This is a genomic window from Kordiimonas sp. SCSIO 12610 (assembly GCF_024398015.1).
Taxonomy (GTDB): domain Bacteria; phylum Pseudomonadota; class Alphaproteobacteria; order Sphingomonadales; family Kordiimonadaceae; genus CANLMI01.
Window position 1 is genome coordinate 2383611 of sequence record NZ_CP073747.1, and the last position, 26390, is coordinate 2410000.

The 26390-nt window shown below is 42.9% G+C and carries 21 protein-coding genes, 1 tRNA gene and 2 rRNA genes (1 of these 24 only partly in view); 13 read left to right on the forward strand and 11 right to left on the reverse strand.

Translation table 11 applies throughout. The features are described from left to right. Positions 1–7: 7 nt before the first annotated feature. A complete protein-coding gene (locus KFF44_RS11265) occupies positions 8–934 on the reverse strand; it encodes a formylglycine-generating enzyme family protein (RefSeq protein WP_255934360.1) in 927 nt (308 codons plus the stop codon). 92 nt (positions 935–1026) lie between these two features. On the opposite strand from KFF44_RS11265, the gene KFF44_RS11270 reads away from it, so the two are divergent. Beyond that, on the forward strand, positions 1027–1404 hold the full coding sequence (locus KFF44_RS11270; RefSeq protein ID WP_255934361.1) for a hypothetical protein: 378 nt from the start codon (positions 1027–1029) through the stop codon (positions 1402–1404). Positions 1405–2505: 1101 nt separating this feature from the next. On the opposite strand, the gene KFF44_RS11275 is transcribed toward KFF44_RS11270, so the two are convergent. Next, a complete protein-coding gene (locus KFF44_RS11275; RefSeq protein ID WP_255934362.1) occupies positions 2506–4146 on the reverse strand; it encodes a LuxR C-terminal-related transcriptional regulator in 1641 nt (546 codons plus the stop codon). Between the two features lie 192 nt (positions 4147–4338). Here KFF44_RS11275 and KFF44_RS11280 point away from each other — a divergent pair, with 192 nt between their 5' ends. The 9 genes from KFF44_RS11280 (at position 4339) to KFF44_RS11320 (ending at position 14541) form a co-directional block, all read left to right on the forward strand. After that, positions 4339–5049 carry a PEPxxWA-CTERM sorting domain-containing protein gene (locus tag KFF44_RS11280; RefSeq protein ID WP_255934363.1) on the forward strand — a complete coding sequence of 237 codons (711 nt, stop codon included), beginning with the start codon at positions 4339–4341 and terminating at the stop codon, positions 5047–5049. Positions 5050–5213: 164 nt separating this feature from the next. Then, the gene (locus KFF44_RS11285) at positions 5214–6296 is read left to right on the forward strand and encodes a PDZ domain-containing protein (RefSeq protein WP_255934364.1); all 1083 of its coding nucleotides are present in this window, start codon (positions 5214–5216) and stop codon (positions 6294–6296) included. Positions 6297–6301: 5 nt separating this feature from the next. Continuing rightward, positions 6302–7444, forward strand: a complete 1143-nt coding sequence (locus KFF44_RS11290) for a PDZ domain-containing protein (protein WP_255934365.1) — start codon at positions 6302–6304, stop codon at positions 7442–7444. Between the two features lie 10 nt (positions 7445–7454). Beyond that, positions 7455–9404: a WG repeat-containing protein gene (locus KFF44_RS11295; RefSeq protein ID WP_255934366.1), complete on the forward strand. Its 1950-nt coding sequence runs from the start codon at positions 7455–7457 to the stop codon at positions 9402–9404. 35 nt (positions 9405–9439) lie between these two features. After that, positions 9440–10585 (forward strand): tetratricopeptide repeat protein, encoded by a 1146-nt coding sequence (locus tag KFF44_RS11300; RefSeq protein WP_255934367.1) that lies wholly within the window; start codon positions 9440–9442, stop codon positions 10583–10585. 86 nt (positions 10586–10671) lie between these two features. Beyond that, the gene (locus KFF44_RS11305; protein WP_255934368.1) at positions 10672–11952 is read left to right on the forward strand and encodes a tetratricopeptide repeat protein; all 1281 of its coding nucleotides are present in this window, start codon (positions 10672–10674) and stop codon (positions 11950–11952) included. A gap of 220 nt (positions 11953–12172) precedes the next feature. Further along, positions 12173–13207, forward strand: coding sequence for a hypothetical protein (locus KFF44_RS11310; RefSeq protein ID WP_255934369.1), 1035 nt, complete (start codon positions 12173–12175; stop codon positions 13205–13207). A 108-nt stretch (positions 13208–13315) separates the two neighbouring features. Next, a complete protein-coding gene (locus KFF44_RS11315; RefSeq protein WP_255934371.1) occupies positions 13316–14008 on the forward strand; it encodes a hypothetical protein in 693 nt (230 codons plus the stop codon). A gap of 95 nt (positions 14009–14103) precedes the next feature. Continuing rightward, positions 14104–14541, forward strand: coding sequence for a hypothetical protein (locus KFF44_RS11320; RefSeq protein WP_255934372.1), 438 nt, complete (start codon positions 14104–14106; stop codon positions 14539–14541). Positions 14542–14632: 91 nt separating this feature from the next. Here the strand turns inward: KFF44_RS11320 and KFF44_RS11325 are convergent, their stop codons facing one another. After that, on the reverse strand, positions 14633–14908 hold the full coding sequence (locus tag KFF44_RS11325; RefSeq protein WP_255934373.1) for a hypothetical protein: 276 nt from the start codon (positions 14906–14908) through the stop codon (positions 14633–14635). A gap of 95 nt (positions 14909–15003) precedes the next feature. After that, positions 15004–15444, reverse strand: coding sequence for a hypothetical protein (locus KFF44_RS11330; RefSeq protein WP_255934375.1), 441 nt, complete (start codon positions 15442–15444; stop codon positions 15004–15006). Between the two features lie 211 nt (positions 15445–15655). Here KFF44_RS11330 and KFF44_RS11335 point away from each other — a divergent pair, with 211 nt between their 5' ends. The 3 genes from KFF44_RS11335 (at position 15656) to KFF44_RS11345 (ending at position 17609) form a co-directional block, all read left to right on the forward strand. Further along, positions 15656–16081: a hypothetical protein gene (locus KFF44_RS11335; RefSeq protein WP_255934376.1), complete on the forward strand. Its 426-nt coding sequence runs from the start codon at positions 15656–15658 to the stop codon at positions 16079–16081. Between the two features lie 179 nt (positions 16082–16260). Then, a complete protein-coding gene (locus KFF44_RS11340; RefSeq protein ID WP_255934377.1) occupies positions 16261–16500 on the forward strand; it encodes a hypothetical protein in 240 nt (79 codons plus the stop codon). Between the two features lie 287 nt (positions 16501–16787). Continuing rightward, positions 16788–17609, forward strand: a complete 822-nt coding sequence (locus KFF44_RS11345) for a tetratricopeptide repeat protein (protein WP_255934378.1) — start codon at positions 16788–16790, stop codon at positions 17607–17609. Positions 17610–17926: 317 nt separating this feature from the next. Here KFF44_RS11345 and KFF44_RS11350 read toward each other — a convergent pair whose 3' ends face one another. From KFF44_RS11350 to KFF44_RS11380, 7 genes are all read right to left on the reverse strand, one after another. Next, positions 17927–19969 carry a hypothetical protein gene (locus KFF44_RS11350; protein ID WP_255934379.1) on the reverse strand — a complete coding sequence of 681 codons (2043 nt, stop codon included), beginning with the start codon at positions 19967–19969 and terminating at the stop codon, positions 17927–17929. Positions 19970–20110: 141 nt separating this feature from the next. Continuing rightward, positions 20111–21547, reverse strand: coding sequence for a hypothetical protein (locus KFF44_RS11355; RefSeq protein WP_255934380.1), 1437 nt, complete (start codon positions 21545–21547; stop codon positions 20111–20113). 20 nt (positions 21548–21567) lie between these two features. After that, positions 21568–22002, reverse strand: coding sequence for a hypothetical protein (locus KFF44_RS11360; protein WP_255934381.1), 435 nt, complete (start codon positions 22000–22002; stop codon positions 21568–21570). Positions 22003–22508: 506 nt separating this feature from the next. Then, the gene (locus KFF44_RS11365; protein ID WP_255934382.1) at positions 22509–23243 is read right to left on the reverse strand and encodes a hypothetical protein; all 735 of its coding nucleotides are present in this window, start codon (positions 23241–23243) and stop codon (positions 22509–22511) included. 464 nt (positions 23244–23707) lie between these two features. Then, positions 23708–23784, reverse strand: a tRNA-Met gene (locus tag KFF44_RS11370). 374 nt (positions 23785–24158) lie between these two features. Then, positions 24159–24273 (reverse strand): 5S ribosomal RNA (gene rrf / locus KFF44_RS11375). Between the two features lie 162 nt (positions 24274–24435). After that, a 23S ribosomal RNA gene (locus KFF44_RS11380) occupies positions 24436–26390 on the reverse strand; it runs 790 nt beyond the window's last position.

A 26390-nucleotide genomic window follows, 5' to 3' on the forward strand; every position in this document is an offset into this window, starting at 1 on the left:
TCCATGCCTATTTATTGACTGTCCTTGCGGTCCTAAATCCAACATTAAAATCGCGAATATCACGGTTAAACCAATACCGATTTGTCACGCGCATAAATTTGGGAGGAAAATACCACGATCCACCCCTGATAACGCGCCTTTCGCAATTACCGTATAACCAAGCCTGACCATTAGTTGGAGCTCGCTCATAATTGTTATTCCAACAGTCACTTACCCATTCAAATACATTACCATGCATATCATATAACCCCCAAGCATTGGGCTTAAACGACCCAACTGGTGCGGTTGTTTTTTCGTCCCATATACTTCCGCATCCGTTGCAATTAGCATTATTAGTGCCAAGATACTCGCCCCAGCTATATTGCTCAGGTTGATCAGCGGCGGCCACATATTCCCACTCAGCTTCACTGAGTAAGCGCCAACCACCTGCATCACCTGCTTCCCTAGCAAGACTGTTTAGCCATTTCAGGAAAGACTGAACATCGACCCAAGATACATTTATAACAGGTCTATTACCTCGCCCCCAACCTTCAGCAACTGGTTGATAGCCATTGCAACCACCATTCTCAACGCAGGCTTCCCATTGATTGAATGTTACTTCATACAATCCAACCTCGAGTTCATAATCAATTGTAACATTATGCACAGGTTGTTCGTCATCCATCCCGTCTAAAATGCCCATGGAAAACGATCCCATAGGAAGTGTTACCGTAGAGCCAACGCTAGTTTTCAATAAACCCTTCAAATGTTTGATATTCATTTCATGAGACTGAGCATCAACCTTATCCGTAACCATCTGGGCATCTGTATACGGTTCCACCGCCACATGATTAATGCAGCCCTCATCATTCGCTAAAGCCTTCGCCGTTACGAAGGCCAATAAACTCGCGGATACTACATGAGCGAACAAATGAGGTTTCATTGTCATCGTCATATGCAATACTCTTTCCGCAGCCAAGTTATAAAAAATTAGCACATTGCTGTTACTTTATTTTGCTGGCAACCAATGTCTAGCAATAATATTTTATGATAGAGAATAAAGCTATGGACATATTTTTAGTCAGCCGTTGGGGCGTTGGTATATTGTTAGATGAGTTAAATCCTGATTTGGAATGTACAAAGGACACTAATTTATTAGTTAGAGCTAAAACCTGGCAAAGAGGCGTTAAAGTAGCAAACGAGTTTTATGCCAAACATTTCAAGCACATTGAGGTTATCGCTGAAGACATAAAAAACGGCGATGAATTGTGTAACCAAATATATCATATTGGTTCCGATATGCTCAATGACACGGAAGAAGTCATTCATGGGCCATTTATATCTCATGGCATGCTTGTCGGTACCAATAGATACAAAAGCTGGTATCATGACCAAGATAAAACTTGGCGGAAAACAAGAAAGTAAATTAAAGCCTAAACTGTCATATCTGTTATCATCCTCAAACCAGAAATAACTTGTTAATACTCAATATACATTGATCACTATTGCCCAGTCTGATTACTTAGTGATCTATATAAAACCAACCGTATAATGTGAGACAATTTTTGAGATACCCAGAAAGTATGAACCAAAGGCCACATAATTTTCGAAGTCTCAGCATCTGCCCCATTGCTCTAACAATAGCATTGCCATGAACTGCCAGCGGAAAACTGAAAATGGCACACTTGGGATTAATTGCAGAATGGTCAGGGCCTATGTTACTAAATAGTCAACCATCAGAATAAGCCCGATTAGTTTGTTGTGCCTATTCTCAGAATGGCCGTTGAACCAATATTATTTTACATGGCTCTGAAAAGGAATTGTAGAATTGAGACTTAAGTTTTTCACGATCATACTGTTTGCGTTGATGTCGCCATGCTTATGTGTGAATGCAACAGATGCACAAGAAACTGAGATTAGTAAGAATGAGCGCTTCAATGTACTGGTGGGTGATGTTTGCCGAATGCTCTCATTAGCTTCACGAAGAAACACTTTATCCATAGACATTGATATCGAAAACGCAATTCTAGCTTACAATGGCTGGACCAGGAACACCCCGAACTACGAAGCCAGATGGGTCGAATTCTTCAATCAGAACAGTGCTAAGTTCATTTGCACAAACGATCACCATACGTATCGTCCTGAGCATATCTTCCACAGGGCCGTATCTCTTAGGTTTTTTAACGTCGTCTTACTTGAGTTTTTCTTTTCCGACGAAAAACGTTTTCCTATCGATGCTAATGTAATAACCGTCCGAGATTTCGACCAAACACCAAATACACTATTAGACTATTTAGATCGTATTATAGCAGAGCCGACTTCGTACAAAACCTTTCCTATGCGGGAGATCAAAGAATTGAGAGAAGTACTTATCACATACTATGATGCTAAACCGGTATCGGAGCTAATCGTGAAATAGGCCTATACAAGACCTTTACAAAGGGCAGTGCAGCTTTAGTTATCATCCTCAAACCAGCAATAATTTTCTAGAATATGTATTAATCAATCAATTCAATAATTTACCAATTATCGGGCTAGTGACAAAAACTCCTTGAACCTAGCAAACAGAAAGAGCTGCCCTGCATTTGGAACAGATTTGACACTGAGGTTAGGGAATTGTTTCAGAAAATCCTGAGCATCTTCCAGGGGATTATATCGATCATGCTCTCCAAAAAATGCCCTAATAAGAGTATCAGAGTAATCATCTCTATTTGCCCTAAATTCTTTTCGCAAATTAGTAAATTCATAGCTTGGGCCTACACCATTTTGACTGCAGGCAAGTTGTAAAACATTTAATAAGTAGAAACAGTTTTTGGGATTAGAAACATACTGCTGATCTGGTGGCGAAGAACCATAAGCAGATTGCATGTTTTTAACTACTGACTGATTGGTAAAAGCTGATTTTAATAATCGCACCATCGGTCCAACATATTTTGCGTTCTTAATTAAAAGATAAATAAAGTGGTTCCAGATATGTGTTGGATCATGAGGCGGAGAAACGCCCCTAAAGGAATACAGGTCCAGCGTCTTCATCCTACCTTTCATATAGGGGATGGCTTCCAATACACTTCTACCACTGATTGCCAATGCCAACGCATCTACTTGCTGTAAACCGTGTGCATCCAGAAAGTCCTCCGTGCATTCTGCTAATATCTTAGGGCAATAATTATCAATTGGCTCTGATCCCCCATAACCGGGACGGTCGAATGTGTATATTAACTTACCGGCTTTGTATGCATCATTGATCATATCATCGCTTAAAATCCGACACCCAATGGTGTGATGAAAGAAGAGCAAGGGCTCTCCGTCTGGATCACCATAACAGGAGTAACAAAGTTTACTGCCGTGCCGTGTTCTGATGTAGGCTGTATGAGTGGTTTGAATACTGTTTTTCTGATTATCGACAAGATCTAGATTATGTTTACGCGTTACGTCATAGATTGAGGAAGCCGCAGAAATTTGGGTGATAATTCTCACGAGTTCATTTTGACTGTTGATACCCATTTTCTGAAAGATACGCTTTAAATGCGTTCTATTGGTTTCCGCCCCAACACCTAACTGAACTGCGCTATCTTTTAAGCTTAAGCCCTGCCCCAAATGATTGCATAGACGCATTTCTGCCGGAGTTAAATGATACAGCTCCTTGAGTGCATTCATAGCAGACTCTGACAAATCAAATCGGTAAATAGCAATTAAGGTCACAACTATTTTGTTTTTCAGGCCTTCAATTAATGCCTTATGAATGGGTAAATGATTTTTCGCACCAAACTCGATATAATGAGCCAGGCAGCGCATACCATTTTGATCTGTCAGCCAATCGATACCCTGCTTGCTTGGTTTAAACTTTTTACCGAGCCAATCCTCGGCTCCCGGTGGAACCAAAGCGATATTACCATGATGATTAACACCGACGACAAGTAAACCAACATCACGCGTTATATCTATATCGGGGATATCATGCAGTTTATCTGCTAAACGACTGGCTTCACTGAGTTTTTCAAAGATATCATCAGCATTTGGATCGATTTCATCAAGCCCAGCCAATCCATCAATCAAGTTCGGCATCAAAGATGTATCATTGATAAAATCATAGATAAGATTTGTAACCTCAAGGCGCTTTACCGCGATATCTTCCTTAGAGGCCTTGATCGTCGTTTCGTCACTCATACGCCACTCTCAGAACCTGTATTTATCAATTTTACATAATATTTATTGAAGCGCATCCCCCATATGGGTGACGACGAAAAAAAATAATCGCGTTACAAACAATACACACAAAAAATAACGAAAAATGCAAGATAGGCACAACTGAAACTTATCGGGCGAAAAATTGAGTTCAGACTAAAACGGGAGTTTAAAGTGAAAAAGATATTATTAGCAATAATGGTGATTTTATCGCCGTTCGGCATAGTTAATGCGCAATCGGCAACATTTGAGCTGACTGCAGATGCCAATTTTTTTAATACATCAACTGCAGCAAGTTTTGGTTTTGACGGGACACAATCAGTTGTTAATGGTGCTTTTGTGCTGTCATTTAGTGTTAATACAACACCCTTTTTAACCGACACACCCGACCCAGTCACCGGAGAATTTAATCGGGCACTTTATGGCATCGAAAGCACAATAGCGACTATCGGAAACCAAACCTTCACGTTTGGCGGTGGATCCTCTGAACGTATAGGCATAATTAACAATAGTTTCGGAACCGATTTTTTTGATATCTTTGTCCAAGGCGGGTTAAGGACTGGTACATTTAATGGCATAACTCGAAATATACTCTTGCCTAGCTTTCAATTCGTAAGCAGACCCGATATTGACACCATTGCCTCGCCAAGCATCTTTAATTTTACGGCGGATAATTATAACAGTGGGGCAAGAAATTTTACCTCGCAAACGATTAACATAGGGGGTTTGGGAAGCGTAAGGCTTCAAAATCATAGAATTTCTAACGTAGTATTTACATCCGCCGTACCAGAGCCAGCGACATGGCTGATGATGATTATTGGTTTTGCTGTGTTGGGATTGGCCCTTAAGCATCGTGAGCGCGCGCTAGTACGTGAAATATCTTAGCATGCAAGACAGTTATACCTTTTAAAAGTTGGGATAGCGGAACAGGTTTTCGCTACCCAAGTAGGACATCATACCTAACAAGACTATTTGACATTAAGGTGTATTTAAGAAACCTTTGATAACAAAAGTTATATATCAATTGATATAAGGTTAAAAAGATACTCATGAAACATCGTTTGTTTTTAGTAATCTTCCTATGTTTTGGTTTGTGTCCACAAACCGGCTTTGCACAATCCAATAATAACGCTCAGGCACGCGCGTTCTATTTCGTTGCAGAAGAGGCATATGAAAATAAAAAATACAGTGATGCCTTTGATGCATTAAAGCGTGCAGAAAAATTGCGCGGTGAGACCGATGCCAGATTTCTGGGGCTTGAAATCAAAATCCTTTTTGCCCAGAAAAAAGATCAACGGGTCATTAGACTGATCGATAGGTTTTACGCACATGATGCTCCAGCAGACCTTGCCAGGGATATTGCCAAAATCCAGCTTCAAACCGAGAAGCGAATTCGCTCACAACAACAGGCAAAAGCTAGACGGATTGCCGCAGAAAAAAAGCGGGCTGAAGAACGGCGCCGGCAAGAAATTGAGCGCAAACGCCGTGAAGCGGAACGTGAGCGTTTTCGGCTTGAAAAAAAGAAACGCGAGGAAGCCGAGAAGTTTCAAAAAGCGCGCGAATCCGACCATAGAGCGGCAAGGATAGCACGCGACAACCAAAGCAACAGCCTCGGCATAACTATATCTGACGACGGCGGTATTCTTACTATCATTCAGGCCTCTGAAGATGGTGCGGGATATCTAAATGGTCTGCAAGTTGGCAGCAATATATTAAAAGTGAATGGGATCGAAATAACATCTACTAAGCAGTTCATTAGACTGTATGATCAAAAGAAAAAGATACGTCTACGCGTAAAACAGCTTAATGCAAAACGAAGTAAACTGGTCACCAAGACCATCAAAATAGACATGGAAAAGGCGAAGGCCATATTTGCGGCGCGAAAAGGCAAACTAGGTATAGCTTTTGGCCAAGCGCAAACATATCCGATACTGGCGATGACTGTTACCCCACAAAGTCCTGCAGCCAGGGGCGGCATTCAAGCGGGCGATTTTATTTTAGCGGTTGGTGACACAAAAATTACGTCAACCGAAGAGTTCTTAAGACAGATAACACTGATAGAAACAGGACAGGTCGTTGTCTTCACCATTGACAGGCTTGGTAAAACCATACTGCTGCCGATTAAATTTTAAGGGGCATGATGCATACAAAACTACATAAAATATTAAATGAAGGACTGGTACCCTTATCAATTATATTGTTCCTGATCGGGATACTTATCATTAGCCCGCAGCATGCGTCGGCGCAGTCATCAGATAAGCAGGCACGTGCATTTTATTTTGTTGCCGAGGATGCATATGAAAACAAAAGGTATGATGAAGCCTATAGGGCCTTAAAACGCGCAGAAGCGCTACGCGGGAAAACCGATGGTAGGTTTTTAGGCTTGGAAATCAAAATTCTGTATGCACAGAAAAAAGACCAGCAGGCCCAGCGTCTAATTGAACGGTTTTATGACTATGAAGCACCACAAGATATCCTGCGTGATGTTGCCAAAATCCAATTGGAAATCGAGGAGCGTATTGAGAAAAAGAAAAAGGCAGAAGCCCGCAGGATAGCGGCAAAGCGAAGAGCCGATGAAGAGAGGCGACAGAGAGAAGCAGAGCGTAAAAGGCGAGAAGACGAGCGCAAACAAAAAGAAGCCGAACGAAAACGAAAACAACAGGAAGAATTAAAACGTCAGCATGAGGCAGCGCTTAAACGGCTACAAGAGGCCGACATGGCCGAGGCCACAGCAGTACGAAGAAGTGGTAATAACCCAATAGGAGTTATTCTGTCGGATGCAGACGGTAAAATAAAAGTCCTTCACGCCTTTAACGGTGATGCCGCCAATAAAAGCGGCATGAAATCTCGGGATCATATTCTTGAAGTTAATGGCCAAAAAATTTCCAGCATTGAGGATTTTTGGGCTCAGCTCAGGAAAAAGGACAAGGCGCGCATTAAGGTGCGTCGTCTGAATTCCAAACGAAATGGCTATAAAACCAAAACAATTAGAATTAACATCAAGAAAGCCCAGAAAAAAATAGCCGCTGAAAAAGCGAGGCTTGGGGTCAAATTCTATACCGTAAGGGGGTATAGGGTTATAATTAACTATGTTAATCCTAACTCAATTGCATCAGCTGCGGGTATCCAACCAGGTGACTATATTGATACTATTGATGGCACACCGATTTCTTCCAATGCACAGCTATTGTCATTAATCCGCGCTGTACCCTCTGGTGGAACCTCTATCTACTCAATTGATCGTTTCGGCGAGAAAATCGATATTTCGGTTACGTTTTAGGGGGGTATCAATGGCTTGCAACACTACACCGTCAGCGATTTTATGGAATAAGGCCTATTGGCTAGCGTCCTTGATCCTACTCATACTTGTCTCAACTACAACGATACCTGCACAAGCACAGGTCGCCCGTAAAACCGATGATAATCGTATTAGCACCAAACTAAGTGTCGATGGATCGAGTGGCCTTTATCAAGCCATATATTCAGGCAATAGCTTTGTCAGTGCGGTTGAGCTTGATATCGAATGGTGGACCCTGTTTGGTGAAATTGTTTATGCACATAAACTAAAATGGGAACGCAGCAACAGTTTCCGCTTTGGGGAAAGTGGCGGTGAATATCCGATAACCCGTGATAGGTTGTCCGAGTATCCTGATTTATTGAAACGGTTCGATGCGCTAACACCAGAGGATATCCAACTGACGATTACGTTTTATGCTGCTCGTGATCAACAATCTGACCGTCCTTCACCGTCTCCAAATTTGTTTGAACTCCAATCAGCAGCCACTCAATTTGAGGTGAAATTAAAGAAAACGCCCTATTTTCAAATCCCAAAACCTGGCGAAAATGGCTTTGTTTTATCACCTGGTAGGCCAAAGGATTGGCAAACTTTCATGATGCCTATTTTTACGCCAAACGGGGATGTTAATACTTGGATCAAAAACACTTGGACTGCCGCAGACTCACTAACCTTTGATAGATCTACTCCTCTTAAGGTCACTAAAATAGTTCCTCCAACCACTTCCCTTAACAATATTGCTGCGGAATATTGGCGCAGAAAAAAAGAAGAGAAAGAAGAAGAGGACGATTTCTGGGACGACAAAGAAGATGCGGATGAGGAAGAAGTGGCTGAAGAAGATGATTTCTGGAACGAAGCAGAAAAATCTGAAAGTAACGAAAAATCTGACGAAGATGATTTCTGGAAGGAAGCAGAAAAATCTGACGAGGACGATTTTTGGGCCTGCCCTGATCAAAGTAATGACTGCTGGAAGAAGCCTGAGCCAAAGGTAGCCCCTGCAAAACCTACGGCATCAATTAATAACACCAATGGTGAAATTGTCGTCCATTTTGGCGGAGAAGGACGCGAAGATGACCGATACGCGGTGCTGAATGCAAACGGACAGGCCATCATTCCCTTCACCTACAACCGCATCTACGCCTACGAAAACGGCCGTGCACGTGCGACACAGTTATCATTAGTTGATAAATTTACTACGACCGGCAGGTACCCTTACCCGTGTACTATATTCGTATGGTTTGATGGAGAAATTAATAAGTTCGGGCACTGGGTCGGCGAACCCGAAACATATTATGCCATGCGCACTCACAAAGCGATCGGCATGAGTGAGGAAGCTGTTTGTGACAATAATTCCAGTTCAGTGCGAACAAGAGTTAATCGACTTCGCAGCGAAGGCGTGCGTTATATTGGTCAACTACCACAGTCACGTGATTATGACTTGCTTGATGTTCATATGACTAAAGGCGCGGGCAACCCTAATTGGTACAAGAGATACACGGAAAAAATTCGCGAAGTTACTTCTCTTGCAAGCCAAACATTTGAAATTGTCAAAAATGACAACCGCGAATGGGGCGTCAGGGGAGTAGATGGCAGGATGCTTATCCCCTTCTCGAAAAGACTGATCCTTTACTACAAAGACGGTATCGCAAAGGCCGCAGAACAGATCGAAGTAATACCTTATACGTGTGTAGAAGGGCGCGGTGCCTTTAGGGGTGCGGCACTAAAAAGCGCCTATTTCATAGTTTGGGCTGAGGGACTGATTGACCAAAAAGGCAAATGGATCATCGCCCCAACGAAAAAAGGGTATTTCAGTGGGTCTGATCGCCGGTGCAGGAAATTTATACCGAGGGCCCGAGATCATGCGCGCGCGAACAATATTAAAATTACCGAAGACTATGAAGAGTATGCCAACATCATTGGCAAAATGGACGGCTGGCGCGAATGAACGCCAGGATGTCATTACGTGAAGGTGGATCGAGAATGAATAATAGAATTTTGGCATTATGTCTTTTTACCGCTGTGTCGATGCTGACATTACCCACCATTCAGGCACAGTCCGGTAATTCAGCACAGGCGCGCGCGTATTATTTTGCAGCGGAAGATGCTTTTATGTCTGGCAAATTGAATGACGCACTGACCGCTCTAAAAAAGGCAGAAGGATTGCGCGGGAAAACCGATGCTCGTTTTCTGGCACTCGAGGTTAAAATTCTTACGCGCCTGAAACGCTATGCAGAAGCCAAAACCAAGATAAACGAATTTTATTCATATGATGCCGACACAAGCCTACAACGCGAAATCGCACCGATTTTGTTACAGATTGACAAAGGCCTCACGGCAAATGCTGCAAAAGCTACTCGGGATGGTTATCGAGAAGCTCAGAAACAAAATTACACTGAAGCAGCAGAATTATATGACGCTGGCTGCATTGGAGGTAATATGCTTGGATGTACTGCCCTAGGCGAATTATATGAATCTGGACGTGGAGTTAACCAAAATAGACGGCGTGCAAGTGAACTATATGAGAAAGCTTGTAATGGTGATTATATGAATGCGTGTACTCAGCTAGGCGTACTTCTTTATGACGATGCACGAGAAAATGCTGGGCGCGCAAGTAAGCTTTATGAGAAAGCTTGCGACAATGGTCATATGATTGGATGTACTGTTTTAGCTCTCCTTTATCGCGAAGGTGAAGGCGTTTCGCAGGACTATGATCGCTATTCCGAATTGATGTTGCGCGCCTGTGAGAATGGCCGTGACCAAAGTTGTTATACTCTGGGTGATGAATATGAATTTGGCCGACGACTTCCGAAGAGCCCAGAACGTGCGTTCGAGATATATAGTAAAGCCTGTTATGATAAAAAGGTTGCTGGATGTGTTGGCCTTGGGCACTTAAGTCAGTCGGGAAAAGGTATGCCAAAAGACTATGCTGAAGCCCATCGCTATTACAAAAAGGCATGTGATGGCGGCAGTTCACATGGCTGCAATGATCTTGCTCATTTATACCGGGATGGATTGGGCGTTACACTGAACCTCAAAACTGCAGGTCGCTTTTACGATCAAGCCTGTAAAGGCAAATTTCAGGCCGCCTGTGATCAGTTAAAGACACTCAATGAAAATGGTAACTAAGAATTAGGATTAAACTGGGTCAGATTATAACACATCAATCATCGATAAGTTAAAGTTTATACCAACAAGGTTTCAGGGGAATATGCATGTACATGATAAGGTTAAGTTTGCTTCTCATACTGATATCTGGTTTTTCGAATGTAACAGCACAAAACCTAAAGATCAGCGACAAAGAAATTCATCCTGATGTTGCAACAGGTGATAAGGCCTATAATCGCGCAAATTATTACGCCGCTGAGCGATCATACAGCAAAGCATGTGACGCTAATATCGGAATGGGATGCCAACGCCTCGCCCGTTTTTATGACACGGAAGGGGCGATAAAACGCAGCGAAGTCAATCAACTTATAAAACGCGATATTAACAAAGCACTACCCTTCTATCAAAGAGCATGTACAACCCTACGCGACGGCAAAGCCTGTGCAATTATTGGGAATAAATTGTTAAGTGGAGATGGTGGGTTAAAGATGGACATTGCGGGTGGTCAAAACTTTCTACACCACGCCTGCGAGATGCGCGATACAAGCGGATGTATCCGCCTCGGCGAATTGGCTGAAAAAGAAAAGAAATATGATGATGCTTCCACCTGGTATTTCACCCGTGCATGCAAATTGGGTTCAGGCGAAGGTTGTTTTAATTTCATTCGAATGGTCGAAGAAAAAAAGTTATTTGCGAATGAAAAATTCGACCGAGCAAAATGGGTGAGTGAACAATTGGAAAGTCTTTGCAATGGCACATATGAAAATAACGTTCAGGATGAATATGCCTGCTATCAGATAAATCAAAGGCTAATTGCAAAAGACCCAGCGAAAGCACTCGACTATTTTGACACGGCCTGTGAGTACCGCAAGAACAAGTTCAGCTGTTGGGAACTAAAAGAACTCATCAATTCCGGCAAAGCTGGATATTTACCCTATGCAGCTAAGTATGGCTCAAACTATGCTTATTTTAACGGAGTTTATGGACATAAGTTCGAAAATCTTTTTTTTAGTGATAAAGATGACAAAACTCAAAAGAATAATTTGATAATTTACCTCAGTGAACGAGCTTGTGAGCATAACAATTATTATGCCTGCATTGAGCGAGGCGAATATTGGATGCAGCGTGCCAAATATCACAAAAGCCAAAAATCGAAATATATTAATGAAGCGAAAGAGCAGTGCAGCGAAAAAAAACGAAAAGAAAACAAAGAACTTGCAAGCCTCTTTTGTAGATCAGCTCGTAACAAAGCCGATGGAATTGTTAACGAAAGTTACGAAACTGCATTCAAATATTTTCAAAGAGTATGTACGTCACGTAACAGTGCGCCTTGCAATCAAATGATCAAAGCTGCACAGGGTTATGATGGACGAATTCTTGTATTTTAAAAAGTATACATGAATATCGAGATTAATCGTTAAATGTCTAACGTTCAAAATGCGAGGATAAGGAGTGTTATGCAATATAATCCTAATAGAGTTGACCTGATATGCCAACTCCAAAACAGCGCAGCAGTAACAACATTGATCGGCGTATAAAGCCCAGGCCGGAAAGGTTGGAAACACGCCATGTTCCAGAGAACTCTTTTCATAATCCACAGGAGCTTCAATGATTAACCTTTCGGCACTTTTGCTATCGTTGACCGTTCTGGGCGTGGACCAAGTTGAAGGGTCTAAAACTGACAATAGTGCCGAAGCTTATATTTTTTCTGAACTTGACGATATTTTAGAGGATCAAACGTTTGAAACTGCGCTCGCAAAAACGACTGAATTGTTTGTTCGTGCGCACAAAGAAAAATACAAACTCAACAAATTAGAAAATGGTGATATTGCACCGCCTTCAATCTGGCGCAATTCTATTTGGCGAACGCTTCATGAAAACCTGATTTCTTTTGATATGAATAAAGGCCTGTCTGACAGACTTTGTGGCCAGGTTCGAAATCACTATAAAATAAAATGGCGAACGGAACCCGAAAATCTTCCACCACTGGAGCAAAAATTATATGAATTGAAACTCCATATGTGTTCGCTCCAGGGCTACCGTGATGCCGGGGACGATATCAATGGCTTTGGGGAAAGCAAAGAGGAAGACATGTATGCCAGGTGGCTTGTCAGTAATCTTAATGTGGAATTAGGTAGCCAACTTAACACACTTCCTGCACCGCCAGCGACCATATCAGAAACATGCCCTTACAATCAGGATTATACTCTTGGCCTTGGCATAAAATATATCAACGGCATTAGCTATTACGCATTGTCTGCCCATCACAAAAAACAGAAAACTTCAAAAATCCTATATATGGGACCAATGTATCTGCCCTATTTTAAGCATGCATACATATTTCACAACCAAGCGAATATTTATGTCTCGGTTACGTCACACTACCTAACCTGTGATTTTGAAGAGCATTCACGCACACACTCTGAAATACATAATATCGGTGATCAATTCTATTTTGTAGAAGAGACCTCGACCTGGACAGCAGAACAAAAAGCCTTGGAACCTTTACCGACAGAATTACCCATTATGGGCACAAACCTGACAGGATGTGTTCTGCGGCCAAAAATCACTGAAGATATAGACGAAGCTAAAGACCTATACATGAAGGACGTAGAGTTATTTAACTCTGTTAAAGATGATTGAGCATACCGACATTGTCGAGAGTATTGCCTATAGTAACCAGATAGAATTGATAATTTCGGCATTATCTAATTTAGTTGTCTTCCTCGTTTCAATTAGGAGGGAATTTTAATGCAAAAAATAATTTTCACGGTTTTGCTTACAATACTATATTCCGTAACAACCATACCATTTTTGCAGCTTCGTGCAGAAACGTTCTTTTTCCCCTTGAATGCTAGGGCCGATACTATTGAGCCGAATGAGCAAAAACATAATCCGAGCGACATTCGTGCCTTTGCTACTAGATTGTGCAGTAGAATATCATCGATTTCACCATCGGAGAAATCAAGCCCCGCAGAAATCATTGATAAAACTATATTGAATTACATAAAACCAGACCTTTCCTACTCGCAATTAACCGAGGAATTAAGATCAGAAATTAGATCATTTTGGAATCAAAACGAACGTTATTTCTTTTGCAAAGCGCTAGATGACAAGCCTAATACGGAAGACGGCCATATTCTCAAAAGAATTATACAGCTACACTTAAATATCCCATTATTGAACGACCTATATTTATCCAGGAATAAAAAAGTAAATCCAAATCCAATTAATTTTAACCACATAGATAAATTAATGCGCAATGGCATAATGGTTAATGAGACAGTAGTAGATTATATCGATTACATTATAACAAAGAAGAGCGGCACTAACGAGTTTGGCGAAGAGGAGATATTTGAACTAGAAATACTCCGAGACGAAATATTAATTGGGCACTTCAAGGCAAAACGAGCATCCGAAATTTTATCTGTTTCTAAAGAATGAACTCTTCTGTTTAATAGTAGACTAGATATTCAATCATCTTGTAGGTTCTACAATTAACATTTGAATAAGCAACTTGAGTTAACGGCTAATTAAGAATGGAACCCATTAAGATAATAAACAACACTACTGACCTTGATGGCACTTGCTATATTGAACTTTCCCTAGGACGTTATTCAGGTAACCACTGGGCCCCTAGCAGTCTGTATTTCGCAGAAGAAATTTTTGGTTTTATCGAGCCGATTTTTGAAAAGCATATCCAAAACTATAATCATTATGGAATAAATAATCCCGGAGTGAATGAGTGGAATAAAATCACTTCAGCACTTTCTGAGCTGGCAAATTTTTTGCGCTCAGTCAGAGATTTTGAGGAAGTATTGGGACATATTGGCTTTATGTTTGGTGATGTTCGTGATTATTTTCAGAGGCATTTCAATACCTGCCAGCGAGATCTTATTCAGTTGATTGGTGACGTGATTGAATGGGTGAATACAAATCTACCGCACCATAGATACATAGCCATATTAGGTATTTGAGCTCGATTTCTGTACAAAACATCTATCAGTTAAATTTGCATGACTAATAGTGTTCTATAACACTCAATATTGAACAATACCCATTATCAACTTATTCACTATGCTTTTCCAGCTCGATAATAACATCCCTGATCGTGCCTGCGCCAAAACCATCACGGTCAGCATATTCACGAGAGAAGTCTTCGATGCCCTTGGTTAAGGCATCAATGGCGTTATCCGGATGTACATCCTGAAGGATGTTTTCCATATATTCAACCGCAAGCTTAATATCCCGTTGTGGACTGCTCAGGCCAACGAAGGAGGAAGACCCAACGAGCGCTTGATTGCGCACTGATACGCTTCTTATGACTTCATCAATAATTCCCAAAACTTTTCCTAAAGCTTCCAATGAATGTGTCGTCGCAGTCGAATAGAATTGTTATGAGTACAGGAGCCGTATCGCAATTGGATTACATGCATTGATCAAGCCTCGCTTCCCACACCCCTGAAAAAGTAACGTGCAAAGATTTCACTTATCATAGCGCAAACTAATCCTATCCCACCCGTAATGAGGCCGAGCAATAAGGCCCCATCGATAGTTAAGGGATCAGCATATGCGTCACTCACAAAAGATGCAGCGATTAAAATCAATGCGCTATTGATTAGAAACATCAGAAATGCGGTTAAAACCATCCTGGTAGCGCGCTTTTTATATCGAACAAAACCATAGACAACTGCGAATTCAAAAAGGGCGATAAAAAAACCAAAATAGAGTGTCTCAATAATCTCGGGCCACCAACGCGCAAAACCATCAACCCCAGTATACAGCGTAAAAATAAACAGCAATATGGTAACTATCGCACCATTCAAAAGCGCGTATGGCAACCTGCGGCTCTTGGTATCTAGATTTTGATCTTCTTCCATGTACCTTCCTTCATACAAGATATACACCAAGGCATAAAGTGCATCCTATATCGTATGTTAAACATACTTGCTTTGTATGGTGAAAGAAAAAGTAAAATGCTTGCCTAACGGTTTAAAAAGACTGATGATAATCTTAAGTTAAGCCATCTATTTTGGATAGTATGGCCAAAACCCAAATATAAACAATCCATCATTAGGGAGGCGGATAATAATGGATCAATCAAAGGGCTCTAAGTTCAATCGCAAAACAGTCTTTATCATCATGGCCGTCATGTTGGTTGTTGCCTTTAGTCTTTGGTATACTGCCAATTCAGCGTTGGATAATGTATTTGACCCAACACAAAACCCTGAATCCGCAGCGGAAGTAACTGTTCCGGCGGCACCCAAGGCGTTCAGCTCTCCGCCCTCTGTTGCGGCGAGAGACTGTATTCTGCAAGCCGCAAAAATTGAGGAATTACTCTCTGATTATGACCAGTTGGACAAAGACTTCCTCATCATTTATGCCTCACAGCTCTCATTCGAAGAATTTGCAAACAAAACTAAGGGCACAAAAACATATTCGGATGATTTGTCTCCTGCCGATATGAAACGACTACAAAATGAGGTTCAGTTTAACAGAGAGTGCAGGCTTAAATAAGTGCACAAGATTGATAAATCATGGACCAACAGCAAAACATCATTTTTCAAAACTGGGCTTACGGTAAGAACTTAACCGGCAAATATAACGAACACTCATTTTGCGAAATCTTGCATGAGCAACGTATTTGGGATGAGCAGCTCTACTGAGAACTGGATAAAGCCCTTTTCACACTGGGGATGGAACATCGCGGCGCTCTGCATGACAGCATGCTTGTGAACGCCATAACTGATATCTTTCTATATGTGCATGGCAGACTTGCTTGGCACCGGATGCCAAGTGATCTATCAAACATAGAAAACCTGGATGATATGGAATGTTCAGATTGGTCCGATAGGGTTGAAGGGGCCTTCCGTGTCGCTCTTTACGGCGCAGAATTACCAAATGATATTTTCGAAAAAGTTAATCCGTTAATTTGATATAATGTGAGGTAACAACCTTAAATTCAGAATAGTAAAATATGAAATTTGTTGTCTGATACTGTCAAAGTTTGAGGTAAAAATTGTCAAGACAATCGTTTTTAATATTGATAGTTTCATTGTTTAGAGGAAGCTAAATGATGAATTAAGTTATTGAAAGTATAAGTAAATAACTGCACCCTAACTACTGTTATGCTCCAAATTGTAGATAGTAGCTAAAGCCACTTAACTTAGGTATCGAACCCATTGAAATCTATGAAATCAGGCGGGAAGATGAGGGAATAAATATGAAGAAATCGATTATATCTCTGTTGCTAGGAATATTATTTTACACGGTCAGCTCTGCGGCACAGGCAACTAACTCTGGTTATGTTGTTGAAAGTACCCCTAATTCATCCTACGCGTCTTCAAATTCCATCACTGGATTATTTAATAACCTGCAAAAAAAGGAACAGAAATCAGCACAATCAATAGCATCTGATCAATACAACTCAGGCCTAAAAAATATCGAAGCAAAAAAATACCTCGCTGCACTAAGGGACTTTCAGAGTGCATGTAACGGGAAACACGCCGCTGCATGTACTGAAATAGCGAATTGGTATAAAACAGGCAAAAAAATTGAGAAAAGCCTCGAGAAAGCAGCATTTTTTTTCGAGAAAGCTTGCAAGCTTCAGGGCGCAGCTGGGTTTACAGCATGTCTTAATTTGGGTGAGTTATATAAAGCAGGTGAAGGTGTAGAGGCTAACGCTGATAAAGCCAAAGCATATTTCGATGAGGCACGACGAGGTTTAGAACGTTTTTGCGGTGAAAAATATCCAGAAGCCTGCACCAGTCTTGGTTCAATTTTTACTTTAGCGCTCGGAGTTGAGAGGGACTTTCTAAAAGCATCAGTACACTTGAACAAAGGGTGCGAACATGGCAGCGGAGTAGCATGCTATCGCCTAGCGAATTTACAATTATTCGGTATGGATGGTATACCGCGCGACAGAGCAAAGGCTGTGAAGTATTTTGATAAATCATGTAAGGCTGGACTCTGGGCTGGATGTCAAAGGCATCGAGATATGACCGCTACTACAAGTGAGGAAGATACGCCTTTTAGAGATAACTAAGTGACTGAAAAATCTATAACCGAACGAATGCAATAAAGCTGTTTTTGCTTGAAAAAGGCTTTCGATCAAATCATTCAATTGCATGGTATGAATAGCTTGTATCATGCAATACTCATAATAATTATTGATCATGCTGAATCTAATTTCTGACTACTGATAGTAGCTATCGTCTAGTTTTACGTTGACCTTCAACCCAAATTACTCGAGTAGTTCTGTTTTTAACATTATGATTTTTAAACCTGATTAAATCTAATAAGTTTAATAACCTTGGTGACAACTATGCATCACCAAAATAAGCTAAATCAATGTCCGGGTGTTCAATTTGATTTGTTCAGGGTTTTACATGCCGGTTCATAACCACCCTCGCAGGCTTTTTTATATAGTGAGACAGCGCGACTATAATCTTTAGCAACCCCCCGCCCTTTCAGGTAATTATTACCAAGATTACTGCACCCTCTAGCTAATCCAGCTTCACACGCTTGATCATACAACAATGACGCTTGCAAATGGTCCTGAGTAACTCCTGTTCCAACGGCATACAATAGACCGAGGTTGTTACATCCTACAGCCCTTCCGCCTTCACAACCCTGCTCATAATATTTCGCCGCAAGCTCGTAATCCTGTGTAACACCTCGCCCTATCTGGTAAAGATACCCGAGGTTGGCACAGCCTCGCGTATTCCCTTTTGTACAACCTTTCTCATAATATTTAGCAGCCTGTGTATAATCTTGGGCAATGCCGTTTCCGTTGTAATAGAGTACACCGAGGTTGGTACATCCATATCCATGGCGCTCACACCCTTTCTCATAGTACTTTGCAGCCTGCGCATAATCTTGAGTAACACCTTGCCCTTTTTCATAATAGTAACCAAGTCGATTACATGCTCGCAAAAAGTCATCATTACATCCTTTTTCATACAACTCTGCAGCACGTGAATAATCCTGTTGAACAACGTCTCCATTAGCATAATAATTTCCAAGATTATTGCATCCCCAAGCACTCCCATACGAGCAACCTAGATCATAAAGCTTGGCGGCTTGCTTTTTATTCTGCGTCACTCCTGTTCCAACGGCATACATATAACCAAGGTTAGCGCATGCCTTGGCATTGCGTCCTTCACACCCTAAATCATAGTATTTTGAAGCCTTCAAATCATCTTTACTAACGCCCCTCCCGTTCTTGTAGTATTCTCCCAATTCATAGCATGCTTCAGCGTCCGCCCCGTTACAGCCTTTCTCAAATAAGGGGATAGCCTTCTTATGATCAGGGCCTGTACGTGCAATACCAACGCCAGTATAACGTTTCGCCAGCTCAGTACACTGTGAAGCCGTCCCTGCTTCACAACCATTTGATAAAGAAACTAAATTACGGATGCTTTTTAGGTACCCACAGCCAAAACTCTTCCCGCTAATCATGCAGGCTCTTTTAAAAAAACTTTCAGCCCGTTTGAAATCTGGTGCAACTCCCCGGCCAATCATGTAAAATTTACCAATCTTATGACACGCAAGGCCCTCCTCAGCGTCACAGGCTTGACTGAAAACTGCTATAGCCTGTGAAGTCTCCTTACTTCCCTCGTACATGAAGCCAACCTCCAAGCAAGAGTCTATTTTGCCACCATCACAGCTTTTTCTATAGAGCCTTTTTGCGCGAGCATAATCGCGAGAAACACCCTTTCCAGACCTGTACATACTAGCAAGATTGGAACATCCATAGACGTTTTGGCTCTTACATGCCTTTTCATAAAGCTTAAAAGCGCGTTGCAGACTCTTCTGAACGCCGCGTCCCTTTTCATAAAAAATTCCCAGGTTGTTACAGCCACCGGCATACCCTCCATCGCACGCGTTCTGATATTCGCGAGCTGCCAGTGAATAATTGCCATTCTTGGCCGCTTTGTACCCCCTGCTATAGGCATACGACGCATCTTTTCGAGCTTTTTCTAATCTTGCTTGTCTTTGACGCTCAGCGTCTATCCTCCCCTTTTCTATTATTTTCGTCAGCTTTGACACATCTGCACGCTGTGCTTCGCTTGCATCATAATTACTGAACTTTTCTTGAATTGCCTCTGCCTCAGCATATCGCTTTTGCGCCACAAGAATCTTTGCCTCAAGCGCCAGAAAGAACGCATCCGTTGCCCTGCGAAGCTTGGTTGCCCGCTTTAGTTGGGCGGCCGCTTCATCATAATTGCCGTCCTCATAATTTTGTACCGCCGCATAGTAAGCTTCACGCGCCGCTTTCAGTTCTTCGGGCGATTGTGCGGAAGCAACAGAATTAAACGTCCATACAAAAAGGCTGAACAGTAGTCCCAGCTTTAGGTATTTTACTGTCCGTGTAAATAAATTTGTATCCAATATGTATCGCATTCTGAGGGTTGCTCCGGTGTTTCTTTTAAGCGGCCTTTTTACTTGTCTCCGTTTGGCTTATTTGCTTGTGAGTTGATATGATTATTTGCAATCAATGTTTGGCACCAACTAACCACGGAGTAGTGCACGCCGACATCATAATTACTCTTCGAACAAATTCTGATATCTTTTGTATGCTTTTATATAGGATTCATCATTTGAGTGTCCTCTCAAGTCGTCGAGAGCCGGCCAACCAAAGACTATATCTTGATTACCCTCGAATGCTTTATGCCAGCTCTGCTTAATATGCGCTACACCGAAAACTACTCTATCAGCCCCCAGTTTTTTAGCGTCCTTAACAGCCGCAAGAACTGCCTGATAGGGAGTACGATCATTGTAACTGGTAGAACGTGGAATCGTACAGTGGTTATCCCATTGACCCAGAAAAGCCTTAGGTCTCAATTTGGATATCCATTTGCCCGATCGGTTTATGTAGCCGTCACCCCAAACTTCGAGCACACCTACAACCCAAGGACTGATAGATCTTCCATGACGGTTTACTGACGCATCTTTGCAGATAATCTGTTTTTTCGTAATATGCATATCCAATGCTCGAGCGACACCACCCTTATAACTTATGATCCTTTTCTTTGTTGGGAGTATCATAATCCTCCCATCCGTAGCGACAACACTATAAAGCTGACTATCAAAATCATATCTAATTTCAAAGGCTTCATCCTTCGCCGCGAACCTTGGCGGTTCTTTACACGGCGTGGCTTGTTTCACGCTGACCACTCTCTTCCCGGAAGCTTGAGGGCGTTGATTACCCCAAAAGGCATCTGCTTCTGCCTTTCGAGCGGCTGCAACAGGATCATTGGGGATAGCGGTCCGGCGTAAATATTCGTTATAGATACTCCTGAACTCATGATCAGGTAGCCTCACTTCCCTGACAAATACATTTGAAAAGGTCATACTCTTGGCAGCGTTTAACGTATTTTTACTCGCCAAATCGCGGTCTCGAACACTAGTTCGGGAACGCCAATCTATAAACTCTGAATGTGAGCGTGGACTACTTGGAACTATATCGCTACTACGGCAACCCGCACGAGCAATAACAAAATGCGGCGTTCGTCTGATTTCCTTTAAACCACTGGCAAAGTCACCAGGAATATAATGATTATTTGGTTCGCCCCGAACACCTGGACCGGAAAATGCTTTCACTTGAAAGGATAAGACGATGTCTAATGGTTTTATCGCATCATATCTGGCCATTAAATCTGGATATGATTCCAATGCCTTACGAGAAAGCCTTTTACCATCGGCAAATCGATAGCTACCTGTTTGTGTCCACCTCAAGGTATATGATTCCACAGGTTGTCCGAAAAAACCAGTCCACTTCAATCCGACCTCTACATTCTTGATGAAATCATTGGAATGACGAGCAGGCTGATACGGATCACCTTTCAGATAAGCAATAAACGTCCCGTTCTCTTTCTCTGCCGTGTAAGACCGCTTATACTCTCCTTGTGCCAAAATGGGTTGGGTAACAATCATTGCCAACGCAAACATAATGAATATTCTAAAGTTTATCTTCGTCATTCCTATCACCTTCATCCCAATCATTGTTTCCCTTTTAGCCATTTGAAGTAAGCTTGATATCGCTCATCCTTTTGAGATGAATTTAACCAGGCACCCGGTTGGTAAATAAAATCCTTCAAACAGTAGATAGAGTGATCTGCGTGGGATTTGTCATATTGCCCTCGTGGCTTCCACCATCCATGACCACTTACGACGCGATCTTTCGTAGGTGTGAAAATGATCGTATCGCGCCAAGCACCTCGGATTTGGTTTGCAATGGGTGGGTACTTTGCTTTGATCGCTTCATAGAATTGAATTCGCACATCGCGCTTTGCAGGCTCGTACCCACCTGATGTTGGGCAGGGTGTTTCAAAAATATCAGCGTAGAATACAACAAGGGGGACATCCCTTGAACCTTCCACCTGCCCCAGCCGCTTACGTGATTGGGTGGTATTAACATCCGTCTGTATACCCATAGAAACATAACACGTTTCTTGTGCCGAAGCCGAAGGGGCTGAACCCCAGGCTGTTCCTAAAGCAATACCCAGAACTATAAATAGTCTCTTCAAAATTTGTTCCCCCTTTGTTTATTGCATTACATTATGTTAGTTAAAACCTTCATGTCGTCACCCAAATGGGTGACAAAGTAGAAAACACCCGAAAGAATAAGGAAATATAGCTCCAATAGTTCGCTTCGGATAAATGACCGTGCAGCAAATTGTCTGGCGTAAAACAGAATTGGAAAATGCGTGGAATGTTGTCTTGGTCATATTTTCAACTTAAGAAAAAAGCGCAATTTATATGCGTTTTCAAATATTCTAATGATGAAGCATTGTTCTGTATTGACATTTTTGACCACATTCTTTTGATAATAATGGACACGGCAATGTAATTTGCCTCATTAATCGGAACCGATCACACTAACTGCATAGTCACTTCATCCTATTATAATTGATCAATCTGTTATCGTCTTGGCAGTAAATCAGTTTCTATACTTCGCAGTAAGTTCCAATAATCCATCCACCTCCCATATATCGACCTCTGCTTTGGGCCCCAGTTTTTCATATTCCGACCTAAGCCACACCAGGTGTACATGCGCTTGTGCGATACAGCGCTGATCCTTGATCAAACGATCTAATAGAATATGAATTGTACCAAGATAATTATCTGGATCTTCTTCTACCCACGGGTCAATCTCTTGTATCGAAGCAATAGTATAATCCAGGTTCGTCTCATCGACATTAGCAACCAGCTTCGCCATCGCCTGATCTAGCTCCCATTCACCTTCAGTGAGGCAATATTCACGAATTAAGGCTTTAATGATTGGATCATCCGTACGCGGTACTAGCTGATGCATATGAGATGTTTTTGCGATCTCGATCAAAGCTTCATATAACTCTGAACGATGAACTCGCGTCGGATCAATCGCGAGAGTTCGATCATAAAGCCAGTGATATGATTTCCCATATTCTTCAAGCATTCTTCCATAGGGCGCTTGTTCCAAGCCCGGAAACTCACGCAGTTTGTGCATATCACGTTTAGTCCAAAAGAAAATTAAGATGGGATCCCCATCTGTAACGCGAAGGAGCATGACATCACTACCCTGCAAATGCACAAAGAATTGGTCCACACCGTCAGCTGAAAAGGCCTCTACCGTGTATTCAGCATGATTTTCAAAACTTTCCTGTAAATACCGAAACAGAGACATATTTTCCAACCCTCCCTCCTTTTCGTTGACACATACGCGCACTATTGTTTGTGTAATTCTATTTTAGGCAACGATCGAAGGTCATTATCATAAACGTGACTTTATATTTATAATCTTAACTTCATGTAAAGCTCACTCAGTCATAACCACGGACTGCCACAACAATCAACTCAGATTGAATTTCCGGCTGGACTATACACTTAACAGCTAAATGCCTGAACATACGTCGGTACTGTCCCTTAAGGTTTCAAGTTCTACTTAGGCAGGCCATATAAGTAAAAAGCGCCTCATAAGGGACGCTTTTTATCTTATTGGTATCGTGAGTAGGATTTACCGTCAGTCGCTACGCTTTGTGACGTTGTCTCCATGCCTCGCTGTCGCGAGGCTTTCCGTCCGAACCGGTAGACTAAAACACGCTACCCCACCTACAATTAAAAGAGCCCCGGGACCCTATGGGTTCCGAGGCTTTTTAATGGTTGCGGGAGTAGGATTTGAACCTACGACCTTCAGGTTATGAGCCTGACGAGCTACCGGGCTGCTCCATCCCGCGTCATATATATTTTAGGGCACTTGGCCCGGTAGCAGTTTTCCGGCGCCTATGGGCGATGCGGTTGATCTCCACTAGCGTTTCGATCAGGCGGGCTGCTCCATCCCGCGTCAATTGTAGTTTGCTTCCAGTTCGCGACCTATCTTCGATAAGCTCCGATCCCTTGAAGCACGCTCAAGGCTGTATCCATACATACATTCTTGAACATCTGCCAAAGTTTCAGTTAAGAACTGAGGCTAATCATAAAGACTAAAAAACCGCCTGTTAGGCGGTTTATTTGATCTTTGAGATTGTGAAGATGTTAATTTTTGTCTTACTTCCGGTATTGCTTACGCAATCCCATGAAGTGTGTTCAAGACTGATTTACTCTTTTGTAGATCTGGCGACGACCTACTCTTCCGCGGCTTAAGCCGAAGTACCATCGGCGCAAAGACCTTTCACTTCCGGGTTCGAGATGGGACCGGGTGGGGCGATCTCGCTATAACCACCAGATCAACAAAAGAGTAAATTGCGAGTAACAGGATATTACCTGCTTAATAAGGTTTCTTTATCACCCAAGTCTGAACATTAGTTTCAGCCTTGGGCGCACTTCATGGGATTGCGTAAGCAATACCGGAAGTCATCATAAAGTTTTTATCGTTGGCTATGAAGAAGCTCTTCAAGCCGATCGAGCAATTAGTATCAGTTAGCTTCACACATTACTGCGCTTCCACACCTGACCTATCAACGTGGTGGTCTTCCACGGCTCTCAGAGAGACCTTATCTTGAGGGGGGCTTCCCGCTTAGATGCTTTCAGCGGTTATCCCTTCCGGACATAGCTACCCTGCAATGCTGCTGGCGCAACAACAGGTCCACCAGAGGTCCGTCCACCCCGGTCCTCTCGTACTAGGGGCAGCTCCTCTCAAGTCTCTTGCGCCCACGGCAGATAGGGACCGAACTGTCTCACGACGTTCTAAACCCAGCTCACGTACCTCTTTAATTGGCGAACAGCCAAACCCTTGGGACCTGCTCCAGCCCCAGGATGAGATGAGCCGACATCGAGGTGCCAAACACTGCCGTCGATATGAGCTCTTGGGCAGTATCAGCCTGTTATCCCCGGCGTACCTTTTATTCGTTGAGCGATGGCCCTTCCACACAGAACCACCGGATCACTATGACCGACTTTCGTCTCTGCTCGACCTGTCAGTCTCGCAGTCAGGCAGGCTTATGCCATTGCACTCGACGAACGATTTCCAACCGTTCTGAGCCTACCTTCGCGCGCCTCCGTTACCATTTGGGAGGCGACCGCCCCAGTCAAACTACCCACCACAGAGGGTCCCAGATCCGGCTTCACGGATCGTGGTTAGATATCAGAGACAACAAGGGTGGTATTTCAAGGGTGGCTCCACAAGAACTGGCGTCCCTGCTTCAAAGCCTCCCACCTATGCTACACATGTTATCCCTAATACCACTCTGAAGCTGTAGTAAAGGTGCACGGGGTCTTTCCGTCTAACCGCGGGTACTCCGCATCTTCACGGAGAATTCAATTTCGCTGAGTCTATGCTGGAGACAGTGGGGAAGTCGTTACGCCATTCGTGCAGGTCGGAACTTACCCGACAAGGAATTTCGCTACCTTAGGACCGTTATAGTTACGGCCGCCGTTTACTGGGGCTTCAGTTCGCAGCTCTCACCGCTCTCCTTAACCTTCCAGCACCGGGCAGGCGTCAGACCCTATACGTCGTCTTGCGACTTCGCAGAGCCCTGTGTTTTTAGTAAACAGTCGCCACCCCCTCTTCTGTGCCCCCCCATTAAAGTTGCCTTCAATGAGGGCCTCCTTCTCCCGAAGTTACGGAGGCAATTTGCCGAGTTCCTTCAGCATAGTTCTCTCAAGCGCCTTGGTATACTCTACCTGTTCACCTGTGTCGGTTTGGGGTACGGTCTATATGATAGGGCTATTTCCTGGAACACCTTCGCAGCTCCCCCAATCCAATAAGGGGAAACTACTGCCAGTATTCGTCACATCCTATCAGGCCCAGGAATATTAACCTGGTTCCCATCGACTACGCATTTCTGCCTCGTCTTAGGGGCCGGCTTACCCTGCGCGGATTAGCCTTGCGCAGGAACCCTTGAACTTTCGGCGAGAGTGTCTCTCACACTCTTTATCGCTACTCATGTCAGCATTCTCACTTCTGATATCTCCAGCATGGCTCACGCCACACCTTCGCAGACTTACAGAACGCTCCGCTACCACTTGCACTAATGTGCAAATCCACAGCTTCGGTACTTGTCTTTAGCCCCGGTACATCTTCGCCGCAAGACAGCTTAATTAGACCAGTGAGCTGTTACGCTTTCTTTAAATGATGGCTGCTTCTAAGCCAACATCCTGGTTGTTATGGCCGTCTCACATGCTTTCCCACTTAGACAAGATTTAGGGACCTTAGCTGGTGGTCAGGGCTGTTTCCCTCTCGACTATGGACCTTAGCACCCATAGTCTGTCTCCCGGATAGTACTCAACGGTATTCGGAGTTTGGTTAGAATTGGTAAGGCTCGCGCCCCCCGCATCCATCCAGTGCTCTACCCCCGTCGGTATTCATCCGAGGCACTACCTAAATAGTTTTCGCGGAGAACCA